The organism is Candidatus Gillettellia adelgis, from assembly GCA_020541285.1.
Classification (GTDB): Bacteria; Pseudomonadota; Gammaproteobacteria; order Enterobacterales; family Enterobacteriaceae; genus Gillettellia; species Gillettellia adelgis.
The window spans coordinates 611732-634620 of the sequence record CP047043.1; the positions used below are offsets into that span (position 1 = coordinate 611732).

At 38.1% G+C, this 22889-nt stretch carries 16 protein-coding genes; 15 read left to right on the forward strand and 1 reads right to left on the reverse strand.

All coding sequences use genetic code 11. The features are described 5' to 3' along the window. Positions 1-927 precede the first annotated feature (927 nt). Positions 928-1728 carry a type I methionyl aminopeptidase gene (gene map, locus GIY03_RS01285; protein ID WP_457913908.1) on the reverse strand — a complete coding sequence of 267 codons (801 nt, stop codon included), beginning with the start codon at positions 1726-1728 and terminating at the stop codon, positions 928-930. Positions 1729-2082: 354 nt separating this feature from the next. Here map and rpsB point away from each other — a divergent pair, with 354 nt between their 5' ends. The 15 genes from rpsB (at position 2083) to dnaE (ending at position 22881) form a co-directional block, all read left to right on the forward strand. Continuing rightward, positions 2083-2796, forward strand: a complete 714-nt coding sequence (gene rpsB / locus GIY03_RS01290; protein WP_457913909.1) for a 30S ribosomal protein S2 — start codon at positions 2083-2085, stop codon at positions 2794-2796. A gap of 129 nt (positions 2797-2925) precedes the next feature. After that, positions 2926-3771 carry a translation elongation factor Ts gene (tsf, locus tag GIY03_RS01295; RefSeq protein ID WP_457913910.1) on the forward strand — a complete coding sequence of 282 codons (846 nt, stop codon included), beginning with the start codon at positions 2926-2928 and terminating at the stop codon, positions 3769-3771. 1364 nt (positions 3772-5135) lie between these two features. Continuing rightward, positions 5136-5861, forward strand: coding sequence for a UMP kinase (pyrH, locus tag GIY03_RS01300; protein WP_457913911.1), 726 nt, complete (start codon positions 5136-5138; stop codon positions 5859-5861). 428 nt (positions 5862-6289) lie between these two features. Further along, the gene (frr, locus tag GIY03_RS01305) at positions 6290-6847 is read left to right on the forward strand and encodes a ribosome recycling factor (RefSeq protein WP_457913912.1); all 558 of its coding nucleotides are present in this window, start codon (positions 6290-6292) and stop codon (positions 6845-6847) included. Positions 6848-7144: 297 nt separating this feature from the next. Next, positions 7145-8341 (forward strand): 1-deoxy-D-xylulose-5-phosphate reductoisomerase, encoded by a 1197-nt coding sequence (gene ispC / locus GIY03_RS01310; RefSeq protein ID WP_457913913.1) that lies wholly within the window; start codon positions 7145-7147, stop codon positions 8339-8341. 270 nt (positions 8342-8611) lie between these two features. Then, the gene (gene ispU / locus GIY03_RS01315) at positions 8612-9388 is read left to right on the forward strand and encodes a (2E,6E)-farnesyl-diphosphate-specific ditrans,polycis-undecaprenyl-diphosphate synthase (protein WP_457913914.1); all 777 of its coding nucleotides are present in this window, start codon (positions 8612-8614) and stop codon (positions 9386-9388) included. Next, entirely contained in the window at positions 9385-10236 is an 852-nt protein-coding gene (cdsA, locus tag GIY03_RS01320; protein WP_457913915.1) for a phosphatidate cytidylyltransferase, read from the forward strand. The genes ispU and cdsA overlap by 4 nt, the downstream gene beginning before the upstream one ends. A gap of 28 nt (positions 10237-10264) precedes the next feature. Next, entirely contained in the window at positions 10265-11623 is a 1359-nt protein-coding gene (gene rseP / locus GIY03_RS01325; protein WP_457913916.1) for a sigma E protease regulator RseP, read from the forward strand. Positions 11624-11658: 35 nt separating this feature from the next. Next, positions 11659-14064, forward strand: coding sequence for an outer membrane protein assembly factor BamA (gene bamA / locus GIY03_RS01330; protein WP_457913917.1), 2406 nt, complete (start codon positions 11659-11661; stop codon positions 14062-14064). Between the two features lie 347 nt (positions 14065-14411). Next, positions 14412-14909 carry a molecular chaperone Skp gene (skp, locus tag GIY03_RS01335; protein WP_457913918.1) on the forward strand — a complete coding sequence of 166 codons (498 nt, stop codon included), beginning with the start codon at positions 14412-14414 and terminating at the stop codon, positions 14907-14909. Between the two features lie 3 nt (positions 14910-14912). Further along, entirely contained in the window at positions 14913-15947 is a 1035-nt protein-coding gene (lpxD, locus tag GIY03_RS01340; RefSeq protein ID WP_457913919.1) for a UDP-3-O-(3-hydroxymyristoyl)glucosamine N-acyltransferase, read from the forward strand. A gap of 322 nt (positions 15948-16269) precedes the next feature. Beyond that, complete coding sequence (fabZ, locus tag GIY03_RS01345) at positions 16270-16725, forward strand: 3-hydroxyacyl-ACP dehydratase FabZ (RefSeq protein WP_457913920.1); 456 nt, start codon at positions 16270-16272, stop codon at positions 16723-16725. A 3-nt stretch (positions 16726-16728) separates the two neighbouring features. Continuing rightward, positions 16729-17517: an acyl-ACP--UDP-N-acetylglucosamine O-acyltransferase gene (lpxA, locus tag GIY03_RS01350; RefSeq protein WP_457913921.1), complete on the forward strand. Its 789-nt coding sequence runs from the start codon at positions 16729-16731 to the stop codon at positions 17515-17517. Between the two features lie 3 nt (positions 17518-17520). Then, positions 17521-18669, forward strand: coding sequence for a lipid-A-disaccharide synthase (gene lpxB, locus GIY03_RS01355; protein ID WP_457913922.1), 1149 nt, complete (start codon positions 17521-17523; stop codon positions 18667-18669). A gap of 735 nt (positions 18670-19404) precedes the next feature. Next, a complete protein-coding gene (gene dnaE / locus GIY03_RS01360) occupies positions 19405-22881 on the forward strand; it encodes a DNA polymerase III subunit alpha (RefSeq protein ID WP_457913923.1) in 3477 nt (1158 codons plus the stop codon). Positions 22882-22889 lie beyond the last annotated feature (8 nt).

Consider the following 22889-nt stretch of genomic DNA (forward strand, 5'->3'; position numbering starts at 1 on the left):
GTTTCTTACCTATTTCTACATAGCATGAGACGCACAAAATATTAATCGATAATCAAAATTGTACTAGTTACTATAGTATAGTAGAAAGAGGTGTAGTAGGTATTAAATGCGCCATAGAGAACTGTTGTATACGTCTAGATTCTTGTACGTTGCGTAAGTAACAACTAAAGCAGATCGAAGTAATGACATATTACGAATAATCCGTTATAGATATCCGTGAATTTTTCTAGATTATTTGTAATATTTAATTGAAGAATAGTTATTGCTATAACAGAACGCCGGCTGTTTATTGGGTTTGGTAAAACTTGAGCGAGAGTGAGATGTTATTACTAAAAGTATATATTGTATTTATAAAGAATAATGTTATATCTTCACATATTGTCTAATATTTTATTGGGTTAGTATGTGTCATGAGATTAGTTAGCCCTTCTAAAAACTATGTTTATCAGCATATATACACTATAATCTACTACTGGCTTCTGGTGTAATCAAAGGTATTAATATACTAATCAAATGTCATTGTGTGTTAATATATTTTGGTTGAGTATTAGAGTATCAATACCTGGTCGTAGGTATAAGTTATAAAGGTCATGCTCACGGATTGCTGCTATTGTATTTTGGAGGTTTTATGCTATAAAAAATCCGTGGATGACATAGTAGTGAATGAATACCATTACTCTACATTATAACAGACTGTTGTTTTGAAAATGATTGTGAAGTTTATCATGAAGTATTATCGGGGTTCCTTTGGAGATTGCTGCAACAATACGAAGGTAGTTTATAATGCCGTCGTGACAAGCGACGTGGTTTCGGGTACTCTAGCAGAGTAACCAGATGCTCTGTAAATGAATGTCATGTATCATATCTATATGATAACTAAAATGCTGGTCAAATTAACCTTGTATTGTATATGCAAAGCAGTGTAAGTTATGCATACATTTCTTGCGTAATGATCTTTGGGATTGTATCATCTTTACGCAGTGTCATGACTTCACAGCCATTATTTGTGACAACAATAGTATGTTCATATTGTGCTGATAAGCTACAATCTTTGCTTTTTACTGTCCACCCATCCTCCATAACATGGATATGATGATCGCCAGCATTAACCATGGGTTCGATAGTGAAGGCCATTCCTGCTTGTAGTATTACGCTGCTATTATTAGCGTCATAGTGTAACACTTGGGGCTCTTCATGGAAGCTAGAACCAATGCCGTGGCCACAGTATTCACGCACTACAGAGAAATTTTTATCTTCAATAAATTTTTGAATTTCTTTTCCTATAGTATTCAGGTAGATACCTGGTTTTACGATGCTTATTGCTAAATATAAGCTTTCTTGAGTGATACGACACAAGCGCTCGCCTAGGATAGTTGGTTGACCGACAATAAACATTTTTGAAGTATCGCCATGAAAACCATCTTTTATGACTGTTACATCGATATTTACAATATCACCATCTTTTAGCACTGTTTTATCACTCGGAATACCATGGCACACTACTTCATTCACCGAGATACATACGGATTTCGGAAAGCCATGATAACCTAGGCATGCGGAGATAGCCTGTTGCTCATGGGTAATATGCGCATGACAGATGTGATCTAGTTCATTGGTTGTTACGCCAGGCTTGATATGCTGTTCAATAATCTCTAGAACTTCGGCAGCCAGATGACCAGCTACACGAATTTTTTGGATCTCATTAGGTGTTTTAATTAATATTGTCATGAAATTTATCCACAGATCTCGTTGTTATCTACGAAATAAAGAAAAAGTATAGCTTATAGTATCAGCTTAGTCGAAGGCTACCAAATTTCATGTTCTTATCACTATGAATACAACAAAAGTTGATGTATATAATATATTTATGCTATAAAGCTACCTCGGAAAAAGATCGTTTTATTTATTTATTTGATGATGACAAAATGATTTAGAATATTTTATATTTATACTAACATTGTATAAATAATACACATGTATTGACACATTCGTTGTGGGTACTTTTGTAATTATGTACTCTACAGTCGACATTATAGAATACATAACGGAAATAACCCCCATTAACTCTATTGAGGTTGAATTATGGTAACTGTTTCCATGCGCGACATGCTCATAGCTGGTGTGCATTTTGGTCACCAAACTCGTTATTGGAATCCGAAAATGAAACCTTTTATCTTTGGTGTACGTAACAAGGTTCATATTATTAACCTGGAACACACTGTACTTATGTTCAACGCCGCGCTAGCTGAATTAACAAAAATTGCTGCCTATAAAGGTAAGATTTTATACGTTGGTACTAAGCGTGCAGCAAGTCAAGCAGTAAAGGAAGCTGCACGAAACTGCGATCAGTACTTCGTGAATCATCGTTGGTTAGGCGGTATGTTGACTAATTGGAAAACAGTGCGTCAGTCGATTAAACGTTTAAAAGATTTAGAAATCCAGTCCCAAGATGGAACTTTCGATAAGCTAACGAAGAAAGAAGCACTGATGCGTACTCGTGAATTAGCTAAGTTAGAGAATTCATTGGGTGGTATTAAGGATATGGGAGGGCTGCCTGATGCTTTGTTTGTCATTGATGCTTATCATGAACAAATTGCAATTAAAGAAGCAAATAATCTAGGAATTCCGGTCTTTTCTATTGTTGATACTAATTCTGATCCAGATGGTGTTAATTTTGTTATACCCGGCAATGATGATGCAATCCGTGCGGTTAACCTATATTTAACTACTGTTGTTGCTGCAGTGTGTGAAGGTCGGTTACAACATTTAGGGGTACAGGTGGAAGGGGTTGTATAGAGACTGAGCAATTAAGTAAGTATATTATACTGATCAAATTATTAATTTATATAAGTTAGGGGTCGAATTGACCCTTTAATTTATCTTAATGGTACCTGTTTTTTGTGCGAGATAACCGAGGAAAAAGAAATGGCTCATATTACTGCTGCTTTAGTGAAAACACTTCGCGAACGTACCGGTGCCGGTATAATGGATTGTAAGAAAGCGCTAGTTAAAGCAAATGGTGATATTGATTTGTCGATAGAAAACCTACGTAAATCTGGTGCGACACAAGCGGTGAAAAAGTCAGGTAATATCACTACCGATGGTGTAATTAAAACTAAGATTAATGGTAACTATGGTGTTATTTTAGAGATAAATAGTCAAACAGACTTCGTGGCTAAGGATCTTGACTTTCAAGCGTTCACTGATAAAGTGCTAGATTTTGCAATGATAGGTAAGATTAGTGATATTAATGTGTTAAAAACACAGTTCGAAGAAGAACGTATAGCGCTAGTCGCAAAAAGTGGTGAAAATATTAATATTCGCCGTGTGGCTTCCCTGGAAGGGAGCGTGATAGAGAGTTATCTTCATGGTGTTCGTCTTGGTGTTCTAGTAGCCGCTACAGGTGCTGATAAACAACTAGTTAAACAGATTGCCATGCACATTGCGGCTAGCAAACCTGATTTTATAGACCCTAACGATGTGTCTGCTAACATGATAGAAAAAGAGTACCATGCCCAGTGCGATATTGCTATGCAGTCTGGCAAGCCAAAAGATATTGTAGAAAAAATAGTTGCAGGACGTATAAAAAAATTCACTAAATCACTTTCTCTGACGAGTCAACCTTTTGTGATTGATCCAAGTAAGACCGTTGGCGAAGTATTAAAAGAGTGCTGCATGAATATTACTGCCTTTATCCGTTTTGAAGTGGGTGAAGGTGTCGTAAACACTAACACTAATTTCGCTGCTGAAGTTGCAGAAATCAGCAGGTAGCCTTGATTTTTTAAGGGAAATATTTACTAGTTTTATTTTATCTAGAAAGAATGTAGTAGGTAATACTTGATATCTTAGTGCTTAACTTGCTATCTATTCTATCGGTTTCTCTCTTTCTTATATATTAGTGTGCTGATACTAACTGCTTGAGTTAAAATGTCAACTTCCCTCGAAGTACTCATGAGTAATGCTATTAAAAAAGTACTTGCTACTTTATGAAAATTAAAAAGCATTACATGAGTACTTCACTAATGTTGTTCTAGTGCAATAGTTAAAATGTAAACATTAGTTTTAGTCATCCGTTGCTGGATATAAGAGTTTTATCAAAAATAATAGAAGATAATATTTATACGCTTGCTATTAATTGCTAAAACATTAGAATAATGGGAATAAAACTAGATATAATGTTTTTCAAAAAATATACATTACTAAAAGTAACTTTATTTTTTTTACGTCGAATACACTGACCGGTTTTCGATAGTCGATAAATGTAGAATATAATACTTGATAGCATGACTATGCTGGATTTTTTAACATTTATCGTAGTAGCTAATGTTAATAATATCACTAGTCTAATGAAACAGAGTATATATGTGTCACTTAGTAAAGATTTATAAAAGGCTGAGGTATTAGCAATCGCAGCATGGGTATAAACATCGTGTCGTCTATCGTAATCAAGGTCGATCAATTTCAGTAAATCATTAGTAAGTTAATGAATTCATAAAGAACTTACGAACGTTAGTTGCGAAGTATGAGTTAGTACAAATGCAATTAGAAGTTATATATACCTTGAACGTCAAATATTTTTTGATTCTGAGTGCGTTCTGATTATAGCCTAAATCAGGTATAGGTAAGGTTATATTACTTATATTTAAGAGTATAAGGGTGTGATTTATCTGCAGGTAGTGCTGGATATTGTCTCTGGTACATCGGTATGCTCGGTGATTGTTAATGATATTAGAATGTGTGAATTATCACAGTAGCTCCAGTATCCTCTAGCTTAGAGGGCAGCTTTATTTAACGATATGCTACAGAGAATATCGAGGTTCTATTAATAACTAAAATATCGGAAGAGTATTGTGGTATTATCATATAATCCATAGTATATAGTAATGAGCTAACGATAAATTCTGCTTAAATAAGCAAGGTTATGCGGTTAGTTAGAGAAATTGTGTCAATTATAATCTATATATGCTCTAATAAAATAGAGTTAATTTAATGTACTATATTTTGGATATGATACTATCAGTAGACTTTGCTAGCAGCAAAGAATCTACATTTTAAAATAAATTGACATGATTGTCCTATAATAGTTAGACAAAGTATGCGTATTAGTTAACCATTTCGTTCTTGGGAAGAACACTATGCCTATCAATAAAAAACCCATATATCGACGTATTTTGCTTAAACTAAGTGGTGAAGTCTTGCAAGGCACAGAGAACTTTGGTATTGATGCTAGTGTGCTAGATCGTGTAATTCAGGAAGTTAAAGAGTTGCTCCAACTGAAAATTCAGGTCGGAGTAGTAATTGGTGGTGGCAATTTATTTCGTGGTACGGGTTTGGAAAAATCTGGTATGAATCGCGTAGTGGGCGATCATATAGGCATGCTAGCGACCATAATGAATGGATTAGCGATGCGTGATGCACTAGACCGTATGGCTATAAATTCTCACTTGATGTCAGCAATTCAAGTGAACGGGATATGTGATCACTATAGCTGGGAAGAGGCAATAAATCTTCTGAATAATAATCGCGTAGTGATCTTCTCAGCAGGTACAGGCAACCCGTTTTTTACTACTGATTCTGCTGCTTGTTTGCGTGGAATCGAGATCAAAGCAGATGCAGTGTTAAAAGCTACTAAAGTAGATGGAATATATTCCGCAGATCCATTGAAATACCCAGATGCGAAACTATATAAGCAATTAACTTATCAGGATGTGCTTACGCATGAGTTAAAAGTGATGGATTCAACGGCTTTTACCTTAGCTCGTGATCATGATCTGCCTATCCTTGTATTCAATATAAATAAGCCTGATATATTACGTCGAGTGGTTATGGGTGAAAATGAAGGCACTCTTATCCATAGATAAGTCAATATTATAGAATAGCTTCTTGCTTAGTGTGTATTATTATTCTTGGTTTGAATGCGGATAGCGTAGCGTAGAGTATGTAATAAGCATTAAAGAGTATTTCAGTGCAATATGGTAATCAATAGCCTTATACAATATATTATGATCTCTATTACACTTAATTAACGAAATACCAAGAGCGTGATTAATAGAGCAAGAATAGACTAAAGTGATTTATGCTATAAATGATAGATTATACCTCAAAAAACAAAAGTTCATATCACTATAGAAAGCTAGACGAGTAAGTAGCGATAGAAGTTAGTCAAGCAAATAAACGTATATAAATTAAAATATTATAGATGTAAGTGTTATTAGTGCTAATTGAGTATAGTTGATGTACGTGATTGATATGTCAACTACTCAGTAACTTATTTAAAAGGGTTTGCAATGTGATTAATAAGATCAAAAAAGATACTGATATACGCATGGGGAAAAATGTAGAAGCATTTAAAAAACAAATTAGTAAAATTCGCACGAGTCGTGCGTCTCCGAGCATTTTGGATGGTATTATAGTAAAATGCTATGGCACTGAACTTCCATTGCGTCAATTAGCTGGCGTGACCGTTAAGGATGCACATACCTTAGTAATTAACCTGTTTGATTACTCTACGAGCGCGATGATTAAAAAGGCTATTCAATCTTCTAATTTAGGTTTAAACCCACATTCAATAGGTAATGTGATTCACGTTCCATTACCCCTTTTAACCGAGGAGCGTCGTAAAGATCTTGTTAAAGTTGTACGATTTGAAGCCGAACAGTGTCGCATATCAGTACGTAATGCGCGCCGTGATGCTAATGATAAGATGAAAATATTACTGAAAGATAAAGAAATCAGTGCAGATGTAGATCGGCGTTTTCAGGACGAAATTCAAAAAATGACTAATACCTATATTAGGTTGCTTGATGTGGCATTAATAAATAAAGAAAAAGAGTTATTAGAGTTCTAATTATATTTTACCGTGGTATAAGTTAAAAGGATAGAGGTAGAGTAAACATCGAATATACTTTGATGGAGTGGTATCTGTTGTAGACTGTCAGGTAAACTGTATGGATAAAATTTATTAATTTCTAGTGGTTGACACTAGTTGGTAAATATAGGGATAAATAAAGAACCTAACGTGTATATAAGTTGAATCACAACAGACTTAAGTTGTTATACTTATTAAATACTCCTAGATCAGGAATGTCTAAGGTTACACATTGGGACATTGACTATCTTATTAAGCAGCTACTCAAAGACGCTAATGAAACAAATGACTATTCTTGGTTCAACTGGCTCGGTAGGTATTAACACCTTAGCTGTAGTCAGGAAAAATCTGCAGCATTTTTCAATTAAAGCATTAGTTGCTGGAAAAAATGTAACTGTAATGGCACTGCAGTGTATGGCGTTTCGTCCTGTTTATGCGGCCATGACGGATGAAAGTGCAGCGCGTAAACTACGCGGTATTCTGGAAGAGAATGGACTACCTACCCAAGTATTAGCAGGTGAACAAGCTGCCTGTGAATTGGCAGCATTAGGGGATGTTGATCAAGTGACAGCAGCTATTGTTGGTGTAGCAGGGCTACTACCAACCTTAGCAGCAATTCGCGCTGGTAAACAGGTTCTACTAGCAAACAAAGAATCATTAGTGACTTGCGGTCGCATTTTTATGGAGGCGGTAAAAACAAGTCAGACACAATTATTGCCGTTAGACAGCGAGCATAACGCAATTTTCCAAAGTTTACCTGAAGGTGTGCAGCAACAGTTAGGTTATGCATCATTAAAGGAGCATGGTATTTCTCGTATTATACTTACCGGCTCTGGCGGCCCATTTCGCACTATGCCCTTAAACCAGTTTTCTTTGATAACACCAGCCCAAGCTTGTGCTCATCCTAATTGGTCTATGGGAAAAAAAATCTCAGTAGACTCTGCCACCATGATGAATAAAGGGTTAGAATATATTGAAGCACGGTGGTTGTTTAATGCCTCTGCTGCACAAATGGAAGTCATTGTGCATCCGGAGTCTGTGATTCACTCGATGGTACGCTACGCTGATGGCAGTGTGCTAGCTCAATTGGGTATACCAGACATGCGAATACCCATTGCTCATGCGATCGGTTATCCGCAGCGAATGAATTCTGGTGTGGACGTATTAGATTTTTGCTGTATAGGTTCGCTAACTTTTGCTAAAGCAGAATCTGAGCGTTATCCTTGTTTATATTTGGCTATTAAAGCTTTTGATGCTGGCCAAGCAGCTACTACTACGCTAAATGCTGCTAACGAAATTGCCGTTGCAGCTTTTTTAAACAAAAAAATTCGATTTACTGATATCGTAAAAATTAACTACCAGGTTTTGGAACGCCTATCGTCACAAGATCCAACCTCTATTGGTGAAGTTTTAGAAATCGATCGTCAAGCACGTTCTATAGCTAAAAAAGCCGTGATGTCAATGCGTGTTTAAGAAACACTGTAACTCGACTTCATTAATTATTTTTAAATATTGTCGTGAGATCTATATTTATATTTTTTGAAATAAAATAGTTTGTACCCATTATGAATGAGTATATTATTAATGACGACCTGATTAAGATTGCAACTGTCCATTCTATTTGTAGAAACCGCGCGTATTACTATAGATACTTAAACACCTGTTTTCAGTGCATATATTCTTATATAAAACATGATTTAAAAGAAAATTATATATTGCTATTAAGGAAATTCAGCATCGGTTATGGCGTCTGTAGAGCCACAAAAGGCTAATCCACTTCAGTTAGAAGCACGCCATGTTGCCATTATTATGGATGGCAACGGACGTTGGGCTAAACATCAAGGAAAGGTGCGTGTCTTTGGTCATAAAGCGGGTGTGAAATCCGTACATCGTGCAGTGAGCTTTGCTGCTAATAATCATTTAGAAGCACTCACACTATATGCTTTTAGCAGTGAAAATTGGAGTCGCTCGATACAGGAAGTATCCGCGTTAATGGAACTATTTATCCGTACATTAGATAATGGGTTGAAAAGTTTGCATAAACATAACGTCAGATTTCGAGTAATCGGTGACATTACTCGTTTTAGCAAGCGTCTTCAGGAGTGCATTTATCGCTCTAAACATCTCACAAAAAATAATAACGGTTTAACATTAAACATTGCTGCAAATTATGGCGGCCGATGGGATATTATTCAAGGAGTAAAAGCCTTGGCCGAACAAGTGCAAGGTGGCGTGTTACGTCCAGATCAAATTAGTGAAAAAATACTAAGTAAGTGCGTCTCCATGAGTGATTTAGCACCAGTTGATCTAGTTATTCGTACTGGCGGTGAACACCGCATTAGTAACTTTTTACTTTGGCAAATTGCATATGCTGAACTGTATTTTACCGATGTTCTTTGGCCCGATTTTGATGACAATGTCTTTAAAGGCGCTTTACATGCATTTGCACAACGTGAACGTCGTTTTGGTGGCACAACAGTTGTCGCGTCTACATCTACATCTCATCGGAGGAATATTTGATAAAAGATCGTCTTATAACTTCTGGAATTTTAATTCCACTAGTCATTGTAAGTCTATTTTTTCTGCCACAGTTAGTTTTTTTACTTATAACGTTCATGATATGTATACTAGCTTCTTGGGAATGGAGTCAATTCATTGGTTTTACTACTTACCCAAAATGCATTTGGTCGGAGATGTTTTGCAGTTTTTTACTGTCACTCATACTTCTTAGTATATCCGTCTATTATCATCTTATTAATTTTCCCGCGGTATTTGACTTTTTACTATGGTTATCGCTGATTTGGTGGTTAGCTGCACTACTACTAGTAGCCATGTATCCTTGTTCAGCAATAGTGTGGCATCATTCGCCTTTATTGCGCTTACTTTTTGGTTTGCTAACTATCGTGCCTTTCTTTGAAGGTATGTTAGCTCTACGTCAGTTTGGCTATGCAGATAATCATCTAACGGGTGCCTGGATGCTCTTGTATGTGATGCTACTTGTATGGGGTTTAGATTCTGGCTCTTATATATTTGGTAAGTTATTTGGAGCGCATCCGTTAGCACCGCGGATTTCTCCAGGAAAGACTTGGGAAGGATTAATTGGCGGTTGCATAACTTCAGCATTAGTCTCATGGTTGTTTATGCGCTATGTGTCACTTCATATAGCGTCAATTACCCTTATAGTATCTTCCGTGATTACTGTATTAGCTGCGGTATTAGGTGATTTAACTGAAAGTATATTCAAACGTGAAGTAGGTATTAAGGATAGTGGGTATATAATACCGGGTCACGGCGGTATACTAGATCGTATTGATAGCTTAACCGCAGCAGTGCCTGTGTTTTCCTGTCTAATATTTTTAGTCTTTTAATGCATTTGTTACAGAGAGTAAAGTAATAATGTTCAGTGTACTTTTGGATATAGTTGCCTGTGTAGTAACGCTCGGAATATTAATCACAGTGCATGAGTGTGGTCATTTTTTAGTTGCCCGCCTCTGCGGTGTTCGCATTGAGCGCTTTTGTATCGGCTTTGGCCGCGTTCTTTGGTGCCATACAGATCGTCTAGGTACAGAGTATGCCATTGCTCTGATCCCGCTTGGTGGTTACGTAAAGATGCTAGATGAACGAATAGAAAAAGTTGTCCCTGCCCTCCGAGATCAGGCGTTTAATAATCAACCTATTTGGCAGCGCGCAGCCATCGTAAGTGCTGGTCCAATGACTAATTTTTTGTTTGCTATTCTTGCATATTGGCTAATATTCATCCTTGGTATTCCTACTATTCGTCCGGTTATTAGCACAATCTTACCACAGTCTATTGCCGACAAGGCTGAAATTTCGGCGGGCATGGAGTTTAAGTCAGTTGATGGTGTAGTAACGCCTGACTGGGAATCCGTTCGTTTGGCGTTAATCTCGAGGATTGGTGCAGAACACATTAATATTAATGTAGCGCTACTTGGTTCTTCGCAGCCGGTGAGTAAGGTTTTGGATGTGCGTCAATGGAATTTCAAACCAGATCAACAGGATCCCATAACAACATTAGGTATAATTCCGAAAGGCCCGAAGATAGAATCAGTGCTTTCCGCAGTACAGCCAGATTCAGCAGCGCAAAAGGCAGGGTTACACGTCGGAGATAAGATTTTAATGATTAATGATCATCCATTAGATTGCTGGCAAACTTTAGTTCAGTTAATTCAAGATAATCCTGGTCGACCGTTAACTTTGGAAGTTAAAAGAAACGGATCTCCTATATTTTTAACATTAATACCGAATCTAAAGGAGATTAGAAAAGGAGAATTCGTGGGATTTGCAGGTGTTATACCGACAATACTGTCTGCGCCAGAAGAATATCAGATCATCCAAAAATATAATTGGTTACCAGCATTATATCAAGCACGTGAAAAAATTTGGCAACTAACGCGACTTACAGTCGGTAGCTTGGCAAAGTTAATAACCGGCGATATGACGCTAAATAACTTAAGTGGCCCTATTTCCATTGCACAAGGGGCAGGTGCTGCTGCTGGGAACGGATTGGTATGTTATCTGATGTTTCTAGCATTAATTAGTATCAATTTAGGAACTATCAATCTTTTACCTTTACCTATGTTAGATGGTGGCCATCTTTTCTTCCTGACGCTAGAAAAGTTAAAAGGAAAGCCAATTTCTGAGAAAGTGCAGGATTACAGCTACCGTTTAGGTGCAATTATGTTAGTATTGCTAATGGGTCTTGCACTTTTCAATGATTTTTATCGTCTTCTTTAGAGGGAGAGATAAATTAGGAAGCACGTATAATAAAGATGGAGACAAAAAAGTTGCTTATAGCAGTGCTGCTCTTCAGTAGCGCTACCGTATACGGTGCAGATAAGTTCTTGGTGAAAAATATTCATTTTGAAGGATTGAAGCGGGTTGCTATTGATTTCGCGCTGCTTAATACACCAGTTTGCATAGGCAATGTTGTCACTAACAATGACATCAGTAATGCTATTCGTACTTTGTTCGCCACTGGAAATTTTGAAGATATTCATGTATTACGCGATGGTAATACACTGATTATTCAAGTTAGAGAACGCTCTATTATCTCTCGGATTACGTTCTCTGGTAACAAGTTGATAAAAGACGATGCGCTCAAGCAAAGCTTGGAGGCTTATGGCGTTCGAGTGAACGAGCCCCTTGATCAGACTAAGATTTTTAACCTAAAAAAAGGATTGCTAGATTTTTACCACAGCGTCGGTAAATACGATGTATCAGTAACATCTAAGGTGACACCGCTGTCTTCTAATTGTGTCGACTTGACATTAGTCTTTTTAGAAGGAGGATTTACTAAGATTCAACAAATTAATATTGTTGGTAACCATGCTTTTGCAAAGGATGACTTAATTTTAAGTTTTCAATTACATGACGAAGTATCATGGTTAAATTTTGGTGGAGATCGAAGATACTATCGACACAAGCTATCAAACGATCTCGAAAATCTGCGTAACTTTTATCTGGATCACGGTTATACGTGCTTTAACATCGACTCTACTCAAGTAAGTTTAACACCAGATAAAAAAAATCTTTATATTACCATCAATATCACTGAAGGCGATCAGTATAAAATATCTAAAGTAGTTGTGCATGGCAATTTGATAAAGCACTCAAGGGAAATTTCTCAGTTGATTAACATCAAGCCAGGCGAACTTTATAGAGAATATAAAATAACTGCACTAGAAGACCATATTAGGATGATGTTAGGAAATCATGGTTACGCTTATCCACGTATCTCTATGCATCCTGAAATTAATGATCATGATAAAAGTATTACACTACATGTACATGTAGATGAGGGTCAGCGCTTCTATGTCCGTCATATTCACTTTAAAGGTAATGATATTAGTAAAGACGTCGTATTGCGACGTGAAATGCGTCAGATGGAAGGGGTGTGGTTGAACAACGTTCAGGTCGAGCAAGGTAAAGACCGCTTGAATCGTCTGGGTTACTTTGAAACTGTTGACGTGCAGGTTCAGCGTATACCAGGTAGCGATGACCAGATTGATGTAACTTATAAAGTCAAAGAACGCAAAACGGGTACTTTTAACTTTGGCATTGGTTATGGCACAGACAGCGGTATCAGCTTCCAGATGGGTTTACAGCAGGACAATTGGTTAGGTACTGGGTACGCCGTTGGTGTAAATGCATCGAAGAATAACTACCAAAGTTACACTGAAATATCGGTGACTGACCCATACTTGACTATAGATGGCGTTAGTTTAGGAGGTAGGGTTTTTTACAATAACTTTAAATCAGATAATACCGCTCTTTCTGATTACACTAACAAAAGCTATGGAGCGGATAGTACGCTAGGGTTTCCGATAAATGAAACTAACTCGTTGCGTAGTGGTCTTGGATATGTGCATAACGGTTTATCAAACATGCAGCCGCAGATCGCCATGTGGCGATACTTAAAGTCAGTGGGGATGGCTCTGAATACTATGGATCGCGCGCAATATGCAGCTGATGACTTTACTTTAAACCTAGGTTGGACTCACAATGACCTAGATCGTGGTTATTTTCCGACCGCCGGTAACCACATTATGTTAAGTGGTAAAGTTACCATTCCGGGTTCGGATAACAAATACTACAAAGTAATTGTAGATAGTGTGCAATATGTTCCGATTAATAATAATCGCACCTGGGTTCTTTTGGGTCGCGGTCGGCTCGGCTATGCTGATGGTCTAGGTGCTCAGGAAACACCTTTCTATGAGAATTTCTATGCCGGAGGTTTTAATACTGTACGAGGTTTTAAGGCCAATAGTATTGGTCCAAAGGCGGTTTACTATAATTCCAATTCATACAGCTGTGCCGATAAGAAAAATATTTGTAATTCAGATGATGCAGTACGCGGTAATAACATGGCGGTCGCTAGTTTAGAGTTGATTACCCCCACGCCATTTATCGGAAAGAAATATGCGCAATCAGTACGCACTTCTTTATTTCTAGATACAGGTACAGTGTGGGACACGAAATGGCATAATACACCTAATACTCTTAAACATGGTGTACCTGATTATAGCAAAATAAGTAATATTCGTGCTTCTTTCGGCATTGCTTTGCAATGGATGTCACCTGTAGGACCCTTTGTATTTTCCTATGCTAAACTTCTAAAAAAATATAATGGTGATCAGTCTGAACAGTTTCAGTTTAATATTGGCAAAACTTGGTAAGTGCTTTCACCTCAGGATTAAAATTATACTCTAAATAATTAAATCTACATAAAATAAGCAGGATAAAACTAAGAGAATTAGATGCTGTCAAAAATATTAGTGCTGGATTAGAGACTGCACTTTGCAAATAAAGTGCGTTAATTCCTTGCGAGTGTATATAGTAAGTATTCTAGGTAATCCAAAAAATAAACGATATACATATTAAAATATACTGGTCAAATTAATAATTAAAAGTGTTAATTTTTGTTAAAAGAGCATCAATTTTATTGTTGAGTAGAATAAATTTAGTAGATTATGTACTTCAGTGTTATGTAACATAAATAATTAGATCATAAGGAGTATTGGTAGTGAAAAAATTGTTATGTACTGCAGGTTTTGTCTTGGCGATAGCCACAACATTTTGTGTTGAGGCGGGAGATAAAATTGCTGTTGTGAATATCTCGAGTATTTTTCAGCAGTTGCCAGCACGTGAGAGTGTAGCCAGACAATTAGAAGATGAATTTAAAAGTCGTGCGAGCGACCTCCAAAATCTGGAGCATATCCTCCAGATTAAAATGCAGCGTTTACAAAAAGATGGCGCTTCCATGAAAGGAAGTGATCGCAGTAAATTGGAAAAAGAAATCATAACGCAACGTGAGCAGTTCTCTCAGAAAGCACAGCTTTTCGAGCAGAATAATCGGCGTCGTCAGATGGAAGAACGAAATAAAATCCTCAGCCGTATTCAAGATGCAGTAAAACTTATTGCCAATAAAAAAGGCTATGACGTAGTAATTGATACGAATGCTCTTGCCTATATAAATTCTTCTAAAGATATCACAATTGATGTGCTAAAACAGGTTAAATAACACATGCTTTCAATTCGGCTGGCTGATTTAGCACAACAGTTGAATGCAAAATTGCACGGTGATGGTGATCTGATTATCACAGGTGTTGCTTCCATGCATTCAGCGCAGCAGTGCCAAATTACTTTTTTATCGAACAGTCGCTACCAAAAAAAACTAGAATCTTGCCAGGCAAGTGCAGTGGTACTTACTCAAGAAGATTTACCCCACTGTCGTTCTGCGGCTCTTGTGGTTAAAAATCCTTATTTAACCTATGCATATATGGCGCAGTTAATGGACACTACGCCGGTTCCTGCGCAGAATATCTCGCCAAGTGCGGTAATTTCTCCCATGGTGAAGTTGGGAAAACATGTTGCTATTGGAGCGCATACAGTAATCGAACAAAGTGCTGTGATTGGCGATAATGTAGTGATTGGCCCAGGTTGCTTTATCGGAAAATGCGCACGCATTGGTGCGGGTACGCGCATGTGGGCGAATGTAACCATCTATCATGCTGTAGAAATTGGTAAACATTGTTTGATTCAGTCCGGTACAGTAATTGGTTCTGATGGATTTGGGTATGCTAACGAACATGGAAACTGGATAAAAATTCCTCAACTAGGTACAGTAATTATTGGGGATCATGTTGAGATTGGGGCTTGTACTACTATTGACCGAGGTGCATTGGATAATACGTTGATTCAGAACGGTGTTATCATCGATAATCAATGTCAGATTGCACATAATGTAGTGATTGGCGAAAATACAGCCATTGCTGGTGGTGTAATTATGGCAGGTAGTTTAAAAATTGGTCGTTATTGCAAGATTGGCGGTGCTAGCGTACTCAATGGTCATATGGCTATTGCTGATCGGGTAGTAGTTACTGGAATGAGCATGGTTATGCGGCCAATTACTGAGCCTGGAGTATACACTTCTGGTATTCCATCACAGCCAAATAAAGTGTGGCGAAAAACTGCTGCGCTAGTCATGAACATCAATAAAATCAACAAACGTTTAAAAACTCTTGAACGTAAGATAGGAAAGATGATACCCGATAAATAGTATGCCATATATTAATAAAATCTAAGGGTAATTGATCATCAATATCTTGTATAGTGCTTAATGCGCCTTAAAGGGACTGATAACCTTTAAAGGTAGACTATTATGTAATCAAGGTAAGTGACGATAGCTAACAAAGTTAAGTTTACAAGACTCAAAGTATTATCATCTGCTAATTCACCATGCTAAGTACTCAACGAAACGCGTTAGTCATGAGACTAAAAGTGCACAGAGTTGCTAATTTACGGCCTGCATGATGATCTCTTATGGGGTCAATGCAGGCCGTGTTATTAATGCCATCAGTTTTAAAGACAGGAAGAGTATTTTGACTACTGACACCCATACTCTGGATATTGTAGAAATTTTGGAACTGCTTCCTCACCGCTACCCGTTCTTACTGGTCGATCGCGTCCTTAATTTTGAGGAGCATAAATTCCTTCATGCAGTGAAGAACGTGTCTATGAATGAGCCGTTTTTCCAAGGACATTTCCCTGGAAAACCAATTTTCCCAGGCTTGTTGATTTTGGAAGCTATGGCGCAAGCAACCGGTATTTTAGCGTTTAAAAGTGTAGGAAAACTAGAGCGAGGCGAGTTGTACTATTTTGCTGGTATTGACGAAGCCCGCTTTAAGCGTCCGGTAGTACCTGGTGACCAGATGATTATGGAGGTTACCTTTCAGAAAACTCGTCGTGGTTTAACGCGGTTTAAAGGCGTAGCGTTAGTGGATGGTAAAATTGTCTGCGAAGCAACTATGATGTGTGCTCGTAGCAGAGAGGCTTAATGCGTGATTGACGAAACCGCCTTTATTCATCCCAGCGCGATAGTTGAAGAAGGTGCTATTATTGGTGCTAGTGCATATATTGGAGCCTTCTGTTATGTCGGCTCGCAAGTAGAAATTGGGGTTGGAACGGTACTAAAATCTCATGTTGTAGTGAACGGTATTACTAAGATTGGCCGTGATAATCAGATTTATCAGTTCTGTACTATTGGAGAAATAAGTCAAGATTTAAAATATTCAGGCGAGCTAACACGCGTTGAAGTTGGTGAGAGAAATCGTATTCGTGAAAGCGTTACAATTCATCGCGGTACCATACAGGGAGCTGGACTGACCAAAGTAGGGAATGACAATCTTCTTATGGTTAATGTGCATATCGCACATGACTGTACTGTCGGTAATTCCTGTGTATTAGCTAATAATGCTACATTAGCGGGGCATGTAGAAGTTGATGATTATGCTATTATTGGGGGGATGACGGCGATCCATCAATTTTGCATTATTGGCGCGCATGTAATGGTGGGTGGGTGCTCAGGTGTAGCTCAGGATATACCCCCTTTTGTTATTGCACAAGGTAACCATGCTGCACCATTCGGCATTAATGCTATTGGATTAAAGCGTCGTGGTTTTAGCAAAAATCAAATGCAGGCAATTCGCCATGCCTATAGGATGATTTATCGATCTGAGAAAACATTAGATCAAGCAAAAACAGCTATTAAAACGCTAGCTAAAGAACAGTCGGTGTTACAGCAGTTCCTTGATTTTTTTATGCGTTCAACTCGCGGTATTATTCGTTAATTTATGTCACAACGCCCATTGATTATTGGATTAGTTGTTGGAGAAACTTCTGGTGATATTCTTGGAGCCGGGTTAATTCGGGCAATTAAGGCACAGGTATCTAAAGTCTATTTTTTTGGTATTGCCGGCCCGTTGATGCAGGCTGAAGGTTGTGAAGCTTGGTATGAAATGGAAGAATTGGCGGTAATGGGCGTAGTGGAAGTGCTTTGGCGATTACCACGTCTATTAAGAATCCGAAAGAATCTTATCCACCGATTTAGTAATTTAAAACCTGATGTATTTATTGGCATAGACGCACCAGACTTTAATATTATGCTTGAAGTCTGTCTCAAGCAGCGTGGTATTCGCACCATCCATTATGTTAGCCCATCAGTATGGGCATGGCGTCATAAACGTATTTTCAAAATTGGTGCAGCCACGGATTTAGTGTTGGTTTGCTTTCCTTTTGAAAAGGAATTGTACGACCGCTTTAATATTCCGTGTCAGTTTATCGGACATCCCACGGCGGATGCTATGCCGTTGCAACCGGATCAGTTAGCAGCGCGTATTGTATTGGGTATTCACCCAAAAGTGCGTTGTTTGGCTATATTGCCTGGTAGCCGTAGTGCAGAAATTGAGACTCTAAGCGCTATTTTCTTGAAAACCGCGCAATATTTATGTAGCCACTACACTGATCTAAAGGTGCTTGTTCCGCTAATCAATGCCCAACACCGTGAACAATTTAAACGTATTAAGGCCGCAGTAGCTCCGGAGCTAGCGGTACACTTACTGAACGGGCAGGGTCGCGAAGCTATGATAGCTAGCAACGCGGCCTTGTTAGCATCAGGCACTGCTGCGCTAGAATGTATGTTCGCTAAGTGTCCGATGGTAGTAGGCTATCGCATGAAGCCATTGACTTTTTGGTTAGCACAAAAGTTGGTGAATACTCCTTATGTATCATTACCTAACTTATTAGCAGGAAAAGCAATTGTTACCGAGTTGCTGCAAGATAATTGCGTACCAGAAAAATTAGCCAAAGCATTAATACCGTTGCTAGAAGATAGTACAAAACATAAAAGATTAAAGGAGAACTTCCTTGCCTTGCATAAAATCATCTGTTGTAGTGCTGACATCCAAGCCGCCCAGGCAGTATTAAATCAGGCGTTCGCATGATATTTCGCTAATGATCTTGTGATGTTTTTGATTTTTAATGTAGCAAAAGGTTGTGGTTTTTTGTAAGTATTAGTGATTGTTAGCGTGGTAATTTTACTTAAAGATCAGTCGATCGTTAGCTTAAAAAAAAATCAGCGAAGCCTCAAGAAAGCGCCGTATCATAAAATATTTTAATACTTATTTTAAAAATCTAATGTACCTTTAGTTAAAGGAAGTGAGCTAGCTGCATGTGCTATACGCTACTGTTTTATGGATATAGAAAATGCGTTATAAGGTTATGTGTAGTGAATTATCTTGCAGATGTAAAAAATGCGTACGATGAAACCTTTCTTTTACTCTGATACCCGTGTTCTAGATGTTTTACTGCATCTTAAAATATTTCAGTGTGTTATCTTAATAACAGTATTGATTGATAGTAACTACTTCCTGATGTTTCTATGTATGTGCAGGTGATGATAGATAGAAATAATTGCATAGAATTAATGCTTTAGCTAAAGTTATGCATGACGATAAAATGTATACATTATCTTATGCGTTTTTGCTTATAACGTTACATTACAGAGATACTATCTAACAGTTTTCTGTGTATCTTGCCTGGATAGGCTAAAAGTGATTGAATACTACTATCTTACTATTATTTCAGCGAGTAACGTATTTAAGGTATAACTTTATACTATAATGCGTTGATGTTTACTTTTCTTAACACGTTGAGCTACTTCTTTTGGGTATTTATATATGGCTAAACCCCGATTTATTCACTTGCGTGTTCATAGTGATTACTCAATTATTGATGGATTAGTAAAGATTGACCTCTTAGTAAAGAAAGCAACTGCTTTAGCGATGCCTGCTTTAGCAATTACTGATTTTACTAACTTATTTGGTCTGGTGAAGTTTTACATTAGCGCAAACAGTGCTGGCATTAAACCAATTATCGGTGCGGATTTTCGCATGAAAGGCGATATACTAGCACAACTAACTGTATTAGCCACTAACAATGTTGGTTATAAGAATTTAACGCTGCTTATCTCCCGGGCTTACGAACAAGGCTACGGCCCTTCTGGGCCAATTATTGATCGAAATTGGTTGGTTGAACACCGTGAAGGGTTGCTTCTTCTTTCCGGTGCACGTCATGGTGATGTTGGTAAATTCTTGTTAAGTGGTAACCACGATCAGGTTCAGAAGTGTTTGGATTTTTACCAACAGTATTTTCCTAATTTTTACTATCTAGAACTGATCCGTACCGGCCGTCAGGACGAAGAAATTTATCTGAATGCTGCTGTAGCGTTAGCCATTGAGCGTGATTTACCCGTGGTAGCTACCAACGATGTCTGTTTTTTAGTAAAAGATGACTTTTATGCTCATGAAGTTCGTGTAGCTATCCAAAAAGGCTTTACGATAGATAATCCAAAACGACCACGCAACTATAGCTCGCAGCAATATGTACGCAGTGAAGATGATATGTGTGAGCTATTTTCCGACATTCCGTCAGCGTTGATAAATAGTGTTGAGATTGCGAAACGCTGTAATGTAAGTATTCGTTTGGGCGAATATTTCTTGCCGAAATTTCCGACGGATCATATGAGTACTGAAGATTTTTTAGTGATGAAGTCGCATATAGGATTAGAAAATCGTCTTGTGCTACTGTTCCCTGATCCTGTAGTACGCGCGCACCGACGCCTAGAATATATCGGGCGTCTGGATTCTGAGTTGCAAGTGATTAACCAGATGGGATTTCCTGGTTATTTTTTAATCGTGATGGAGTTTATTCAATGGTCCAAGGAGAACAACATTCCAGTAGGGCCAGGACGTGGCTCTGGTGCTGGTTCATTAGTAGCTTATTCCCTGAATATCACTGATCTTAATCCACTAGAGTTTGATTTATTATTTGAACGTTTTCTTAATCCAGAGCGTATTTCAATGCCAGATTTTGACATCGATTTTTGCATGGAAAAGCGTGATCTAGTTATTGATCATGTGTCGGAGGTGTATGGTCGTGAAGCAGTATCACAGATTATCACTTTTGGAACGATGTCGGCGAAAGCAGTAATCCGCGATGTCGGTCGCGTGCTAGGTCATCCGTACGGCTTCGTTGATCATATTGCCAAATTGATTCCACATGATCCAGGTATAACATTGAAAGAGGCATTGATTGCTGAGCCAAAATTAAATGAAATCTATGAAATAGATGAAGAAGTTAAAGTACTTATTGATATGGCGCGCAAACTAGAGGGAGTGATACGTAATGCTGGAAAGCACGCTGGTGGCGTAGTAATTGCACCAACAAAAATTACTGATTTTGCTCCTCTCTATTATGATGCCGAAGGCCATAATCCAGTAACACAGTTCGATAAAAACGACGTAGAATATGCTGGACTAGTAAAGTTTGATTTTCTTGGCTTACGTACTTTAACTATAATTGATTGGACTCTGGAGATGATTAATGCACGACGTGTCAAGCATGGTGACCCACCAATCGACATCACTACTATTGCACTAGATGATACAAAAAGCTTTTGTATGTTACAGCGCTCAGAAACTACAGCGGTATTTCAGCTTGAATCGCGCGGTATGAAGGACTTAATTAAACGCCTGAAGCCTGACTGTTTTGAAGACATGATCGCGTTGGTGGCATTATTTCGCCCGGGCCCTTTACAATCAGGTATGGTGGATAACTTTATTGACCGTAAACACGGGCGTGAGGAGATTTCATATCCCGATATCCACTGGCAACATGAGTTACTGAAGCCAGTCTTAAAATCAACTTACGGTGTTATTTTATATCAAGAACAAGTAATGCAGATAGCTCAGGTGTTAGCTGGTTATACGCTTGGAGGAGCAGATATGCTTCGCCGTGCTATGGGAAAAAAAAATCCAATTGAAATGGCCAAACAACGCGCTGGCTTTGAAAATGGTGCAAAATTGCGTGGTATTGATAGTGAACTATCAATAAAAATCTTTGATCTTGTAGAGAAATTTGCTGGTTATGGCTTTAATAAATCGCATTCTGCCGCTTACGCACTAGTATCTTATCAAACACTTTGGTTAAAATCACACTATCCGGCTGATTTTATGGCAGCGGTCATGACCGCTGATATGGATAATACTGAAAAAATAGTTGGGCTAGTAAACGAATGCTGGCGCATGGGTTTAAAGGTTCTTCCCCCGAATATTAATAGTGGGCAGTATCGTTTTCACGTCAACGATACAGGTGAAATTGTTTATGGTATTGGTGCGATTAAAGGTGCAGGGGAGGGGACAATTGAAGCCATGATTGAAGCACGTAATAATAGTAAATTATGTTATTTTAAAGATTTATTTGATCTTTGTGCACGTTCTGATATTAAAAAATTAAATCGTCGTATTCTGGAAAAGCTAATTATGTCTGGTGCGTTTGATTGTCTTGGACCCCATCGTGCGGCCATAATGAACTCATTAAGTGATGCATTAAAGGCAGCTGATCAACATGCTAAAGCTAAAGCTATTGGACAAGTAGATATGTTTGGTGTTCTTTCAGAACCTTTGGATAAAATCGAGAAATCTTATAATAACGTGCCCCGTTGGCAGGAACACGTGGTGCTGGACGGCGAACGGAAAACACTTGGTTTATATCTTACTGGCCACCCAATTACTCAGTATTTAAATGAAATTAAACGTTATACTAATAACCATCGTTTAAAAGATATGCAACCGACAGATCGAGGTAAGACAACAACTGCGGCGGGTTTAGTAACAGCCGTGCGAGTGATAGTTACTAAACGAGGCACTCGACTTGGTATATGTACATTAGATGATCGTTCAGGGCGTCTAGAGATAATACTCTTTACTGAAACATTAGAAAAATACCAGCACTTGTTAGAAAAAGACCGTATCCTGATCGCTAGTGGGCAGGTTAGCTTTGATAATTTTAGCGGTGCACTTAAAATGATAGCGTATCAGGTAATCGATATTAATGAAGCTCGTGAAAAATACGTGCGCAGGCTTGCTATTTCATTAACAAACAGGCTGGTTGATGATCAGTTTTTAAATCATCTATATCAGTTTCTAGAACCCTATCGATCAGGGACGGTACCAGTCCACATTTATTATCGAAAGGAAGAGGAATCTGTCAAGCTGCGTTGCAATACCGATTGGTATGTAACACCAACTGACCGTTTGTTAACAGATTTACGCACCTTAGTAGGTGATAATCAGGTAGAGTTAGAGTTTGACTAAAATAGGAA

Bases quoted from the DNA above. Each gene is read 5' to 3' on its own strand.
- rseP (WP_457913916.1), top strand. From the start codon at position 10,265: ATGTTCAGTGTACTTTTGGATATAGTTGCCTGTGTAGTAACGCTCGGA.
- lpxB (WP_457913922.1), top strand. From the start codon at position 17,521: ATGTCACAACGCCCATTGATTATTGGATTAGTTGTTGGAGAAACTTCT.
- map (WP_457913908.1), bottom strand. From the start codon at position 1,728: ATGACAATATTAATTAAAACACCTAATGAGATCCAAAAAATTCGTGTA.
- dnaE (WP_457913923.1), top strand. From the start codon at position 19,405: ATGGCTAAACCCCGATTTATTCACTTGCGTGTTCATAGTGATTACTCA.
- tsf (WP_457913910.1), top strand. From the start codon at position 2,926: ATGGCTCATATTACTGCTGCTTTAGTGAAAACACTTCGCGAACGTACC.
- rpsB (WP_457913909.1), top strand. From the start codon at position 2,083: ATGGTAACTGTTTCCATGCGCGACATGCTCATAGCTGGTGTGCATTTT.
- ispC (WP_457913913.1), top strand. From the start codon at position 7,145: ATGAAACAAATGACTATTCTTGGTTCAACTGGCTCGGTAGGTATTAAC.
- ispU (WP_457913914.1), top strand. From the start codon at position 8,612: ATGGCGTCTGTAGAGCCACAAAAGGCTAATCCACTTCAGTTAGAAGCA.
- lpxD (WP_457913919.1), top strand. From the start codon at position 14,913: ATGCTTTCAATTCGGCTGGCTGATTTAGCACAACAGTTGAATGCAAAA.
- bamA (WP_457913917.1), top strand. From the start codon at position 11,659: ATGGAGACAAAAAAGTTGCTTATAGCAGTGCTGCTCTTCAGTAGCGCT.
- pyrH (WP_457913911.1), top strand. From the start codon at position 5,136: ATGCCTATCAATAAAAAACCCATATATCGACGTATTTTGCTTAAACTA.